Genomic DNA, 13,103 nt, shown 5'->3' on the forward strand with positions numbered 1-13,103 from the left:
TTTGAACAGAATAAAAAAGATATGAGCGGTACATTAAACAAAGTGATGCTAATTGGGCATCTAGGGGACGAAGTGAAGATGCACTATTTTGAAGGTGGGGGATGTATAGGTAGGTTTCCATTGGCTACCAACGAAACGTATACCAATAAACAAACAGGAGAGCGTGTTACCAATACGGATTGGCATAATATTGTTGTAAGAAACAAGGCTGCGGAAATCTGTGAAAAATATTTGAGCAAGGGAGATAAGGTGTATGTAGAAGGACGTCTTAAAAACAGGCAATGGCAGGGTGAGGACGGCAATACAAGGTATACCACTGAGGTGCACGTGCAGGATTTTACCTTTTTGACAACAAAACAGGAAAGTGGCATGGGCACTAGTTCCGGACAATCTACCCAATCACAACCTAATCAGGATGATGAAAGGACACCACCTAAGACTCCTGCACCTTTAGGACAGGATGAAGATGACGATTTACCATTCTAAAATTGGACATTAAAATATATTAATTGGATCCTGACCCTTTACCACTGACCTTGAATTTTATGGTGATGGATAGTGTTTTTGCACTAAATATTGCCATGTTGGTCGTTCTTCTTATGTGCTCCGCACTTATTTCTGGTGCTGAGGTGGCCTTGTTTGGACTTTCGGTTACGGAAATAAATGAAATAAAGGAGCAAAAAACGGACAAAAGCAACATCTTGATTAAGTTGTTGGAGCGTCCAAAAAAGCTATTGGCGACCATACTTATTGCCAACAATGCCATTAATATTGGGGTTGTGCTGATTTTTAATTTAATTGGGGACACTCTTTTCTCTCAAGTAAATACGGTGTTGTTCAATATTGTTTCCGTTAGGTTCCTATTGGAAGTGGTAGTGGCCACCTTTTTGATTTTGATGTTCGGTGAAATATTGCCCAAGGTCTATGCCAATAGAAACCGACTTAGTTTCTCCAATACTATGGCGTATCCATTGAAAGTGTTGGACTTTTTATTTTCACCTCTAAGCCTTCCAATGCGTGCCGGTACTATTTTCCTATATAACAAGTTGGGGAAGGAAAAATCCAACCTGAGCGTTGATCATTTATCGCAAGCCTTGGAACTCACTTCCCATGGGGACACCACTAAAGAGGAACAAAAGATTTTACAGGGTATCGTTACGTTTGGAAATACGGATACCAAACAAGTAATGAGACCTAGGATTGACATTTTTGCATTGAATGAGCAAATGAAATTTCCTGAAATACTGGAGGAAATCAAAAAGAACGGCTACTCTAGGATTCCTGTTTTTTCGGAAAATGTTGATAACGTACTCGGCGTATTATATGTAAAGGACCTTTTACCATATCTGGATCGCAAGTCGTTTAATTGGATGTCCTTGATAAGGGAGCCCTACTTTGTGCCAGAGAACAAGAAGTTGGATGATTTATTGGCAGATTTTCAGGCAAAGAAGAATCATTTGGCAGTCGTAGTGGACGAGTACGGTGGAACCTCCGGTATTGTAACATTGGAAGATATTATTGAAGAAATAGTTGGGGATATAAGCGACGAGTTCGATGACGAGGATTTGGTTTTTTCCAAATTGGATGACTATAATTACGTATTTGAGGGAAAAACGACACTCAAGGATTTTTATAGGGTCATTAAACCGATTGATGAGGATATTTTTGAGGATAACAAGGGTGAATCTGAAACTATAGCAGGCTTTGTACTGGAAATGGCAGGAAGTTTTCCAAAAAGGGGAGAGGAAGTAGTGTTCCAAGATTATAAATTTGTAGTGGAAAGTTTTGATAAAAAAAGATTGAAACAAATTAAAGTAACATTGCCACATGAAGCTTAAACTAATGTCCCTGCTTGTTATTTGCAGCTTTCTTTTTTTTGCATGTGAGGATCAGGCCATCCCTAAACCAAAGGCTCAAATACGATTGGAATACCCGGAAGGTCCCCTTTCGAACTTGGAGATGAATGACTTTAAGTTTCAATATAACGGGCTAGCTACACCGGATCTTGATTCGGAAAACGCATTCTCTTTGATATACCCAGACATGAAGGGTGCCATTTTCTTAAGTTATAAAAAAGTCGATGGTAATCTGGAAAAACTCATTACAGATGCCAGGCGTCTTAGTTATGAACATGCCGTAAAAGCTGATAATATAGTGGAACAACCCTATGTAAACCCTGATAAAAAGGTCTATGGTTCCTTGTTCGAAGTTCAGGGAAATGCCGCTTCCCAGTCCCAGTTCTTTGTAACCGATAGTACCGAACATTTTTTAACAGGATCTGTCTATTTTTATACCAAGCCAAACTATGATTCCATTTTACCCGCGGCGGCCTACCTTCAAAACGATATAAGGGGTATCATAGAAACGTTGGAATGGAAATAAAACAAGCAAGCCATGAACAAGGAAGAGCTACTTAAATGTCATCAAAGAATAGTTCCATTTGTTCATGCAACTCCCGTATTAACTTCTTCTCTAATCGACAAAAGACTGGGTTGTAAGGTTTTCTTTAAATGTGAAAACTTTCAACGAACAGGTGCCTATAAAATTAGGGGTGCCACCAATGCGATTTTAAAACTTGGGGATGAAGAAAGAAAAAAGGGTGTGGTGACCCATTCCTCCGGTAATTTCGCCCAAGCCGTTTCCTTGGCTGCTAAGAGCCTAGGTGTTCCGGCCCATATTGTTATGCCTACATCCGCACCTAAAGTTAAAAAGGAAGGGGTCGTGACTTATGGGGGTATCATATATGAATGTGAGCCAACCGTTGAAGCAAGACAGACCATGGCCGATAAGATATCCCACGATACCGGTGCCACTTTTTTACATCCATCCAATGATTTGAACGTGATAATTGGTCAAGGAACCGCTGCCATGGAACTATTGAACGAACAGCCGGATTTAGATGTGATTTTCTGTCCCGTGGGCGGTGGTGGACTTATTGCCGGCTCTTCCCTTACTGCAAAATACTTTGGCAAGAACTGTAAGGTAATCGGGGGAGAACCCATGGAAGCCGATGATGCCTACAGGTCATTGATTTCTGGAAAGATTGAAGGAAACGAAACCGTAAACACTATTGCAGATGGATTAAGAACCACCTTGGGCGATGTTAATTTTCCTATAATCAAAGAACATGTTGCCAAAATTGTCTGTGTCACGGAGGAAGAAATAATTTCGGCAATGCGATTGGTTTGGGAAAGAATGAAAATTATAATAGAACCCTCAAGTGCCGTAGCTTTGGCAGCGTTGATAAGGGATAATCAGGAGAATGCATCGGACTATCAAAATAAAAAGGTCGGGGTGATAATTTCTGGAGGTAATGTGGATTTGAATCAATTGCCCTTTTAGTGAAACGGTTAAAACGGATATTAAAACGTATGTTGATAACGATTATAAGTATACTGGTTATACTTTTTGTTCTGGTGGCACTTTTTGTAAATCTGAATCCGGAGTTTGGCGGTACCATTCCGGACACAAAAAAGGAGCGTTTCTCAAAATCCCCAAACTATAAAAATGGTGTTTTTGAAAACCTTGGTGGGGTAAAGATGAGTATGGGATTCAGTGATTACATAAAGGGGATGCGTGGCTTTTTCGCTTCGCAATCAAATACTAGACCCAATGGTAATCTCCCTACGGTAAAAGTAGATTCTTTGGAATTGGCCAATTATTCTGGAGCCGCAAGACTTATATGGTTTGGCCACTCCGCCTTTCTGTTTCAAAAAAATGGTAAGAATATTTTAATCGACCCTATGTTTGGACCTGTCCCTGCTCCCCATCCTTTATTGGGTGGAAAAAGATTTAGTGAACACTTGCCTATCGAGATAGAGCAATTGCCCCCAATTGATATGGTCCTCCTATCCCATGATCATTATGACCACTTAGATTATAAGTCCATTCTTAAGTTAAGGGATAAAGTAAAAATGTTTTTTACTCCGTTGGGAGTGGGGTCACACTTGAGGGAATGGGGTGTGCCCGAAGCTAATATTATCGAAATGGATTGGTGGGATGATACTCTTTTTGAAGAGGTTTCTTTAAAATGTACACCTGCCCAACATTTTTCCGGACGTGGATTAGCGGATAGGGGCAAAACTTTATGGAGTAGTTGGGTCGTTCAAATGGACAGCACCAATATCTTTTTTAGTGGGGATAGCGGTTATGGAAGCCATTTCAAGGAAATAGGGAATACATATGGACCTTTTGATTTCGCTATGATGGAATGTGGACAGTATAATGAACTCTGGAAGGAAATACATATGATGCCCGAGGAAACGGCGCAAGCCGGTATTGATGTAAAGGCGAAGATGATTATGCCCATTCACTGGGGTGCCTTTAAATTGGCAATGCATTCATGGACCGATCCTGTAATCCGGGTAACCCAAAAAGCAAAGGAATTGAATATGCCAATTAGTACACCCAGAATTGGGGAATTCATTTATTTGGATTCACTACGGGAAGACGAGGAAAAATGGTGGAATGAAGTTAATTAGCTTTTTCCAATAGGGCTTCTGCGTTGGCAATACTGGAATTGATTTTTTCCTTGACCTCTTTGACCTCAACCTCTTCCTCGTCTAACCATTGTTTCTTTTCTTCACTGAGTTCCTTGCCCTCCATAATTTCCTCTGGCTCAAATCTATTACCAAAATTTTGCATCCAATCCATCATAGCCTTATTGGCATCCTGTAAATCTCTCATCGCCTTAGCTTCTGGAGAATCTGCACCTAGCGAATCTGCCATGGGTTTTAATTGACCAACTAATTTTCCCAATTGTCCCATTTTGGGCATGACCTCATCATGTATGGCCATAACTTGTTCCATTTGTGTAGGAGCTTTTTCTTTCTTTTCTTCCTTGCAGGAGATGAAAAGTACTAAGCAACTTAGGATTGGTATAAGATATTTTTTCATATTTCTATTCTTAAGTAGAAGCGTGTTAATAATTCTGCAAAGATACCAAATAGGGCAATAACCTATGATTTATAGACTCTAAACTTCCAGTTATAAAATGTGAAATAAGAAAGCCCACTTGAAAATCAAATGGGCCCCTTAAAATCATTACAAAGGTAATACTATTCAAAATCCGCAGGAGTGACCCCGTCGTTGACCTTGATTTCGGAAACAATGAACTCAATATTCTGGGTTCCCATACTTTGGGTTAATTTATAGGGAAATAATATTCCGGAAACCTCTTTATAGTCACTTAAAACCAAGGTTTGTTGCATGGTCTGTCCCTGCATCTCTAAAACATTTACCTCTTGCAGTTTAAGGCCGGTTTCGGTATCGTAAAAAGCAGTTTTATTGTCGGTGATTTTCACTTTGTATGCTTTTTTATCACCTACCATATCGGTTCCTTCCAATGAAATACCTCCTGCAGCCAGATAATTAAGTTCAGGGAAGGGAGCAGATTCTTCCTTTATTTTAATGATTTCTTCTTCAGAAAAATCCTTGCGTTGACCTTGGGCCACGGTGTAGCCTTTATCGCCATCCAGCACCTGCTTACTTAAAGAATTACCCATCATGGTAATATCCTGCATAAACTGGTCCTTGGATGTTTTCTTAAGTTCCAGGTTGAGTTTCATCCCTTGCATTTCGGCCTCGGCTGTCATGGAATAGGAATCTACACTTTCCAATTTATCCTTTCCGCCTATGGCCTCGATGTATTTTTCAATCACTTTTTCAGCTGTAAGACCTTCAGGGGTAGCTACATTATAATCTGGTTTTTCTGTCTTTTCTGCAGTTTTGGTGTAGAATAGAACGGGTAATTTCTTCCCTTTAAACTCTACCTTTTCCAAATTCTCCAAAACATCACTGCCTTTACCGGCTACCACAACGCGGGCATTAGAGGAGCTGAAGTATTTTTTGGCCGCTTTTTGAACATCTTCCACCGTTATATTTTCCAAACGCTCTAGATAGGTTTTGTAAAAATCTTTTGGTAATCCTTCTTTTTCGATGTTCAGTGCATAATTGGCAATGGTCTGTGGCTGTTCCAGAGCCATTACAAACCTACCGGCATATTTGGCCTTGGTGTTTTCCAATTCCTTTTTGGACACGGGTTCCGTAATTATTTTATCGATTTCTTTCAGAATTTCAACTACTGAACTGTCCGTGACGGCATTACGAACACTGGCAACGGCCCTGAATCTTGAAGGTTCATATTTATCATCTCCAATAGCGGAATAGGAACCGTAGGTATACCCTTTGTCCTCCCTCAAGTTTAGAAAAAGTCGGGCTTCTCCACCACCTCCCAAGATTTGGTTTGCTATCAAGGCGGCCAGATAATCATCATCCTTCATTTTAAGGTTAACGATATTCTGTACCACTATTTCAGACTGTACGGCATTGGGCATATCAACGAAACTAATTTGCGTATTATAGACATCCTTAGGTTTGCTGTAGGTATAAGAAGGGGGGACAGCTTTGGTCCAGGGAGTAAAGTATTTTTCCGTCAATTCCTTTACCTCGTCAAAATTAACATCGCCCACTACTACCAAATAGGCATTCGCCGGCACAAAATAATCCCTGTAAAAGGCCTTTACGTCATCTAGCTTAACATTGTTAACCGTCTCTATCGTGGTAAATTCACCGTATGGATGGTCTTTTCCATAAGCCAATGCCCTTTGAACCCTTCCACTAATGGCCGACACATCTTTTTCCTCTGTCTTTAGGGCCGTAATTAAAATGTCCTTTTCCTTATCAAACTCCTCTTGGGTGAAATTTGGATTAATGGCGGCATCGGCCATCAACTCCATCATTCTGGGAAAATACTTGGAAAGTGAACTTGCAAAAGCACTCTGTGCACCAAAATTAAGTCGGGCCCCAAGAAAATCCACCTCTTCATTGAACTCGTCCTTAGGGATGTTTTTGGATCCTTTTCCCATCAATGACCCCGTTAAGCTTGAAACACCGGCCTTGTCGCCTTCCAAAATAGGAGGGTTGTCTATGGTCAATTGAATGGATACCCTTGGCAATTTATGGTTCTCCACAACCATTACCTTTAATCCATTATTGAGATTGAAACTTTGAGGTTCTTCCAGATTGATTTCTGGAGCTGGTCCAGGTTCAGGCATTTTGGTTCTATCTACTTGTGCCTGTGACACTAAGGTAGCTAGGACTGTAAAAAATAGTATATATAATTTTTTCATTTCAGTTTTAATTTGAAGGTTTTTCTTCGGGTAAATAATCTATAATGACTCGTTGATTTGGCATTAGGTATTTGTTGGCCACTTCCATGATTTCTTCACGTGTCACTGACCTATAAATATCTATTTCCTTATTTATCAATGAGGTGTCATCATAAAGCATATAATTTCTAGCCAAGGAATTTGCAATACCTTCCACACTTGAATTTGAATTCACGAACTGATTCTCAAATTTATTTTGAAGTTTTTGATAGTCCTTTTCTGAAATAAGCTCAGTTCGCACTTTGGCAATTTCCTCTTCCATTTCGGATATAAGTGTATCCGTGGAAGTTTCGCCCACTGGTAACGCAAATACAAGATACATACTGTAATCCTCTTGCGGAATATTAAAGGCGCCAACTTGTAATGCCTGCTTTTGGTCGTCTACCATTTTTTTGTAGAGCTTTGACGTAGGGCCATCACTCAAATAAGTGGATATCATATCCAAAACATAGGCATCTCTTTCTTTAAAACCAGGTGTCCTATATGCCAATCCTGCTGCCGGTATTTGGATGTTGGGATCGTAGGCTGTGGCTTTTCTTTCTGTAGTGATGGGTGTTTCTTGGGGATAATTTCGAGTAACTTCCGCTCCTTTTGGAATAGGCCCAAAATAATCCTTTATCATTTTCTTGGTATCATCAACATCAATGTCCCCGGCCACTACGAGTACGGCATTATTAGGTACATAATACTTTTGATTGTAGGCAACAACGTCCTCCAAGGTTGCTGCGTCCAAATCTTTCATGTAACCAATATTTGGGTCTTTGTAAGGGTGCTTTTCAAAAAGATTTTTTCCTAGTACAGGAAGTAATTGGCCGTATGGTGAGTTATCATATCGTAGCCTTTTTTCCTCTTTCACTACTTCAATTTGTGTATCTACTCCATTTTGATTGATAACTGGGTGCAGCATTCTCTCGGATTCTAACCATAAGCCTAGCTTTAGGTTATTGGAAGGGAATACTTCATAATAATAGGTTCTGTCCTGAGAGGTATTTGCATTGTTTTTACCGCCGTTAGCGGAAACGATCTCGAACCACTTTCCTTTTTCAATGTTTTTGGTTCCCTCGAACAATAGATGCTCAAATAGATGGGCAAATCCTGTTCTACCTTCCGTTCTGTCTTTGCCTCCAACATGGTACATTACTGATGTGGTGACCACCGGGGCGGTATTGTCTTGATGCAGGATTACGTGGAGACCATTGTCCAGGTCGTATTCCTCATATTTTACTTCTTGCGCCAAAATAGTGGAGCAAGAAAAAAGAAGGCCTGTAGCCAACCATACATGTTTTTTCATTTTTTCAGTGTTTAGTTTTTATTTAAATGGTATGGGTGAATTTTATATTGAATGTTACACTAAAATAAGCTTTTGTAAGGTTAATCCTAAATAACAGTTGGATTTTTGGAGTTATGAGGCCAAATTATCATAAAAGATTTCTTAACTTAAAGGGAAAAACAGGATTCTCATGAAAAATTTAACCCTCCCGATTAGATTCGGCATAGTAACCAGTGCATGTCTCATAGCGTACTTTTTGGTTCTGGCGTTATTGGGGCTGCATACCAACGTATTTTATAGTCTCTTCAATGCCCTTATTACAGGATTTGGCGTATATGAAACCATAAAATACCTTAAGATAAAGGAACCTGAAACTTTTGATTATGGCAAGGGTTTTATGGGCGGACTGATAACAGGAGGTATCGCTACGATTATTTTCACCTTGTTTTTTGCTTTGTATTCCACGGAATTGGCCCCTGGTTTTTTAGAGGAACTTTCCACAAAATGGGCCAAGGAATACGAGAATTTTGAGGCCATAGTTTTTTTGGTCGTCGCCACAATGGGTTTTGTTACTACCTTGGTGCTTACATTGGCCTTCATGCAATTATTTAAATCTTCCAATAATTTAAAGCGAAGGAGTAGCTAAATTCATAAAAAAACCCTTGTACGTTAAGGAATAAGCAGTATATTTGCACCCGCCTTTGGAAAAAATCCACTGGGCATTAACAATACATTTTTAACGATATGTACGCAATTGTAGAGATGGCAGGGCAGCAATTTAAAGTTGCGAAAGACCAAAAAGTGTACGTTCACCGTTTACAGACAGAGGAAGGAAAAAAGGTAACTTTTGACAACGTTCTTCTTTTGGATGATGGTAAGAACGTAACCGTTGGCGCCCCGGCTATAGACGGAGCCGCTGTAGAGGCTAAAGTCATTAAGCACCTAAGAGGTGACAAAGTAATCGTTTTTCACAAGAAAAGACGTAAAGGTTACAGGAAGAAAAATGGACATAGGCAATCTTTAACAGAGATTGTAATCGAGTCTATTGTTGCAAAAGGCGCCAAGAAGGCAGCCCCTGCTAAAAAGGAGGACAAACCGGCCGCCAAAAAAGCAGCTCCTGAAAAACCAAAGGCTGAAGGTAAAGCGGCTCCAGTAGAAAAATCTGTTGCTTCCAAGCCAAAAGCAGCCAAGGCAAAATCAAAATCGGACGACCTTAAAAAGGTTGAAGGTATTGGACCAAAAATTGCAGAAACCTTGAATGCCGCCGGTATTTCAACTTATGCGGAATTGGCAAAATCCACTCCTGAGAAAATTGCTGAAATAATCGCTGATGTACGTGGCAATCATGTAACCGATACTTGGCCAGCACAAGCTAAATTGGCTGCTGAAGGCAAGTGGGACGAGTTGAAGAAATGGCAAGACGAATTAGACGGAGGTAAGGCTTAATCGCCGTACTTTCAAAGTATAACAATATAAAACCTTAAAATTATGGCACATAAGAAAGGTGTAGGTAGTTCTAAAAACGGTAGGGAATCAGAATCGAAACGATTAGGCGTTAAGATTTTTGGAGGCCAGGCAGCTATTGCCGGAAACATTATCGTTAGACAACGTGGTACTAAACACAATCCAGGTGAGAATGTTTACGCAGGTAAAGACCATACATTGCACGCACGTGTAGATGGCATGGTTAAGTTTGAGAAAAAAGCGGGAGGAAAATCCTATGTTTCCATTGAGCCGTTTGAAGCTTAAGAAATAGTTCTCTATAAAAAATGAAACCCTCACATTGTGAGGGTTTTTTTTATGTAAAATTTTAGATTTTGGAAAAAATGTTCTTATAAAATTGATATAGGAAAAGGAATAGATAATATTGAAAGTAATGACTTAACATTTATCAAAAGGGAAGGTCAACAATGATTTTGGTTAACTTCCAAATAAGATTTAAAACGTTTGAAAAACTGTGAGTAATAATAGTAATATTTAGGATCTTTATCCCTTTTGAAAAACGACCAGGCCTCTTCAGGTGATTTAAATTGCTCAGGTTCCTGAACATCTTCGTTTTTTTGCGAAGGTTTTACTTGCAAGAGTCTTTGGTGGGCCAATTGCAATGCTTGATTCTTTTTGTTCATTACTAATAGTAGGATTGGAGCTTTTATTCTATTATTAATTTGTAAGCCTAACTTATGTTTATCCAGAACCTCAAATAAATACTCATCGTTGCAGCATAATTCCAATTCTGGAAGTGCAGACTTTCTGATGGTAGACATCATGGAATCGACCTTTTTAAGTATTGCTCTTTCGCTGGATTTTAATTTAAACTTCCATGTGATATACTCATTTTTTTTAGTGAGGTAACCTAAAGATTCTGTCCAAGTATTATAAAGGAAATTTTCTCCATAATATTCGAAAGCGACTTCTTTGCATATCTTTTCTACCTCTTTATGTATAAACCCAATAATAGGATTATAGGAGAGAATTGTACCCGTGAAATTCATGGATGTATGAAATGAAATAAATGCCTCCCTATCCACATCCAGATGTTTAAAATAAAAATCGTTTTTAGACTTAAAGAAGCCAATCTCCCTTAACTTCTCTTCAACAATTTTTTCTATAATTTTTTGGAGTTCTTTTTTACTTCTTTTCTGAGTTTTATATGGGGCAAAATAAAGTTTGATCTTTTTATAGAACATCATAAAAGTTTTTCGGCAACCTCTTGCCAAGAATTCACCCGTTCAATACCTGTGGTATGGATATTATGTGGAGAAGTAAAAAGTAACGGTCTACCATCAAAATGTGTGAGGTTATAACTTCTATCATCGATTAAAACATCTCCTTTTAAAATATGCTTGTGACCACATAGAATTCTATTTTGCCAAGGAATAAAGGGAAAATGTTCATCCAGCCAATCGCTTTTTTCTTCCAAGGAATTAGGGAATTGCATAGCGGCAGAAGCGATATAGACCTTATATTGTTCAGCCAGTTGCTCTAGGATTTCTTGGCTGTCGGCAATCGGTTTTAAACTCCTGAAGAATCCCCTCCTTCTGGCATGGTTTCTAACACTTTCCTGATGTGCTTCGGGCACCACATGCCAAACTTCCTTTCCCATACAGTAATCCTCTGTAAGATTACCATCAAATTCTTTGTTGTAAATATCAATATGGGCGCCATAGGTATCTGCCAATACCTCGTCCATATCCACATAAATTGTCATACTCGGTTCTTTTTTTATTTGCTCAATCCGGCTTGTGCCAAAGTAATCAATAGGGCAAGTTTTATAGATTCCTCACTGGGTTCATCATTAATATACCATTCATGAAGAGAGTGCGCCCCTCCACCAGAACCGCCTCTGCCTATACATACTGCAGGTATGCCTTTAGAAACGGGAATGTTGATATTCGTAGAGCCCCTTCCCAGTGAGGGAGTGGCACCAAAATATTCGGTGGCGGCCATACTTCTTTGTACTAAAGGGACATCCGCAGAAAGTTCACCTGATGGCCTGTCCCCAATTTTAATAAGTTCATAGGTCACTTCGCCAGCTACACCACTGGCATTGTATTCTTTAATAGCTTTTTCTACGGAGGATTTGAATATAGCCTCAATTTCATCTAGGTTTTTTGGACTAATGGCTCGCATGTCCACTTCCATCCATGACTCAAAAGGGATGGAATTTACGGACGTACCACCTCCTATTCGACCTACATTAAAACTGGTTTTGGAAATGTCTCCAGAGGTATAGTCCCAAGCGGATTGGGAAAACAGATCAATGGCTTTGCCCAAGGCGTGGTGTGGGTTGGCCAGTCCAAAGGCTCCCCACGAATGGCCTCCTTTTCCCTTCACTACCAATTTATATCTTTTGGAGCCTAATCCAGCATTGCTCAATCTTCCCATACTGCCTCCATCAATGGCTATCCAAGAATCGATGTCCATTCCCGATTCGTTGAATATGTATTTCATACCCCGTAGGTCACCTAATCCTTCTTCACCAACGGATCCTACTATGAGCACATCCTTTTCCGTTTTTATATCCGCTTTGTTCATCGCTTTTAACATGGAAATAAGATTGGCCAAAGCTCTGGTGTCATCGCCGATACCTGGCGCCTTTAGGGTATCTCCCATTTTTTTTACGGTAACATCGGTGCCTTCTGGAAATACAACATCGAGATGGGCATCTATGCCAACATAGCCGGAAGTTCCAGAAGTTCCTTTCCTCAATCCGATTACATTACCAACTTTATCGGTCCAAAGACTGTCCACTCCCGCTTCTTCCAGCATTTTAGAAAATGCAACGCCTCTTTTGTCTTCTTTAAAGGGAGGTGCCAAGATTTCCGTCAATGTTATATGATTCTCGGTAGTTTCATTTTTTTGATTCTCTATATAACTAAAGGCAGCCTTTACTTTTTTCGCTTTTGCCAAGCGGTCTATTTCTTTGGTGTACTTTTTTTCAATAGCAACATCTTCTTGGGCCAGGCCCAAATTAAAAAATAATCCTATTGTAAGAATTCCCAGATAAATTTTTCTCATATATGTTTTCTCAGTCAATTTCAGAAATTGATAGTTATTAAAAATGATTCACTAGGTGGAAATTAAACCATATTACATTATAATTAAAGCCTTATGCTAAAAATAAAAAACCCTCACATTTCTGCAAGGGTCTTAAAGTTATTCCT

Annotated in this window: 14 protein-coding genes; 8 read left to right on the forward strand and 6 right to left on the reverse strand. The window is 39.5% G+C overall.

The genetic code is table 11. The features are described 5' to 3' along the window. The first annotated feature begins 21 nt into the window (after positions 1-21). From CJ263_RS09715 to CJ263_RS09735, 5 genes are read left to right on the forward strand one after another with little or no spacing between them, the layout of a single operon-like run. Positions 22-486, forward strand: a complete 465-nt coding sequence (locus CJ263_RS09715) for a single-stranded DNA-binding protein (protein ID WP_094997083.1) — start codon at positions 22-24, stop codon at positions 484-486. Between the two features lie 23 nt (positions 487-509). Further along, on the forward strand, positions 510-1,838 hold the full coding sequence (locus CJ263_RS09720) for a gliding motility-associated protein GldE (RefSeq protein ID WP_229702402.1): 1,329 nt from the start codon (positions 510-512) through the stop codon (positions 1,836-1,838). Continuing rightward, positions 1,828-2,382: a gliding motility lipoprotein GldD gene (gene gldD, locus CJ263_RS09725; protein WP_094997085.1), complete on the forward strand. Its 555-nt coding sequence runs from the start codon at positions 1,828-1,830 to the stop codon at positions 2,380-2,382. The genes CJ263_RS09720 and gldD overlap by 11 nt, the downstream gene beginning before the upstream one ends. Positions 2,383-2,394: 12 nt before the next feature. Next, positions 2,395-3,342 (forward strand): pyridoxal-phosphate dependent enzyme, encoded by a 948-nt coding sequence (locus tag CJ263_RS09730; protein ID WP_094997086.1) that lies wholly within the window; start codon positions 2,395-2,397, stop codon positions 3,340-3,342. Further along, on the forward strand, positions 3,342-4,481 hold the full coding sequence (locus CJ263_RS09735) for an MBL fold metallo-hydrolase (protein WP_308423223.1): 1,140 nt from the start codon (positions 3,342-3,344) through the stop codon (positions 4,479-4,481). Before CJ263_RS09730 ends, CJ263_RS09735 begins: the two co-directional genes overlap by 1 nt. On the opposite strand, the gene CJ263_RS09740 is transcribed toward CJ263_RS09735, so the two are convergent. The 3 genes from CJ263_RS09740 to CJ263_RS09750 all read right to left on the reverse strand — a co-directional run bounded on the left by CJ263_RS09740 (position 4,474) and on the right by CJ263_RS09750 (position 8,460). After that, the gene (locus tag CJ263_RS09740; RefSeq protein ID WP_094997088.1) at positions 4,474-4,896 is read right to left on the reverse strand and encodes a hypothetical protein; all 423 of its coding nucleotides are present in this window, start codon (positions 4,894-4,896) and stop codon (positions 4,474-4,476) included. The two genes, CJ263_RS09735 and CJ263_RS09740, sit on opposite strands and share 8 nt — an antisense overlap. A gap of 161 nt (positions 4,897-5,057) precedes the next feature. Further along, positions 5,058-7,130 (reverse strand): M16 family metallopeptidase, encoded by a 2,073-nt coding sequence (locus tag CJ263_RS09745; protein ID WP_094997089.1) that lies wholly within the window; start codon positions 7,128-7,130, stop codon positions 5,058-5,060. A 7-nt stretch (positions 7,131-7,137) separates the two neighbouring features. Further along, positions 7,138-8,460 carry a M16 family metallopeptidase gene (locus CJ263_RS09750; protein ID WP_094997090.1) on the reverse strand — a complete coding sequence of 441 codons (1,323 nt, stop codon included), beginning with the start codon at positions 8,458-8,460 and terminating at the stop codon, positions 7,138-7,140. 169 nt (positions 8,461-8,629) lie between these two features. On the opposite strand from CJ263_RS09750, the gene CJ263_RS09755 reads away from it, so the two are divergent. The 3 genes from CJ263_RS09755 (at position 8,630) to rpmA (ending at position 10,188) form a co-directional block, all read left to right on the forward strand. Continuing rightward, complete coding sequence (locus CJ263_RS09755; protein WP_094997091.1) at positions 8,630-9,085, forward strand: DUF4199 domain-containing protein; 456 nt, start codon at positions 8,630-8,632, stop codon at positions 9,083-9,085. A 98-nt stretch (positions 9,086-9,183) separates the two neighbouring features. Next, positions 9,184-9,885 carry a 50S ribosomal protein L21 gene (gene rplU / locus CJ263_RS09760; RefSeq protein ID WP_094997092.1) on the forward strand — a complete coding sequence of 234 codons (702 nt, stop codon included), beginning with the start codon at positions 9,184-9,186 and terminating at the stop codon, positions 9,883-9,885. Between the two features lie 42 nt (positions 9,886-9,927). Beyond that, positions 9,928-10,188 (forward strand): 50S ribosomal protein L27, encoded by a 261-nt coding sequence (gene rpmA, locus CJ263_RS09765; RefSeq protein ID WP_094997093.1) that lies wholly within the window; start codon positions 9,928-9,930, stop codon positions 10,186-10,188. Positions 10,189-10,343: 155 nt separating this feature from the next. On the opposite strand, the gene CJ263_RS09770 is transcribed toward rpmA, so the two are convergent. From CJ263_RS09770 to CJ263_RS09780, 3 genes are read right to left on the reverse strand one after another with little or no spacing between them, the layout of a single operon-like run. Continuing rightward, the gene (locus tag CJ263_RS09770) at positions 10,344-11,126 is read right to left on the reverse strand and encodes a hypothetical protein (RefSeq protein ID WP_094997094.1); all 783 of its coding nucleotides are present in this window, start codon (positions 11,124-11,126) and stop codon (positions 10,344-10,346) included. Continuing rightward, complete coding sequence (locus tag CJ263_RS09775; RefSeq protein ID WP_094997095.1) at positions 11,126-11,647, reverse strand: 5' nucleotidase, NT5C type; 522 nt, start codon at positions 11,645-11,647, stop codon at positions 11,126-11,128. The genes CJ263_RS09770 and CJ263_RS09775 overlap by 1 nt, the downstream gene beginning before the upstream one ends. A gap of 14 nt (positions 11,648-11,661) precedes the next feature. Next, on the reverse strand, positions 11,662-12,957 hold the full coding sequence (locus CJ263_RS09780; RefSeq protein ID WP_094997096.1) for a M20/M25/M40 family metallo-hydrolase: 1,296 nt from the start codon (positions 12,955-12,957) through the stop codon (positions 11,662-11,664). Between the last annotated feature and the right edge of the window lie 146 nt (positions 12,958-13,103).

Origin of the sequence: Maribacter cobaltidurans (genome assembly GCF_002269385.1) — a bacterium.
Classification (GTDB): Bacteria; Bacteroidota; Bacteroidia; order Flavobacteriales; family Flavobacteriaceae; genus Maribacter; species Maribacter cobaltidurans.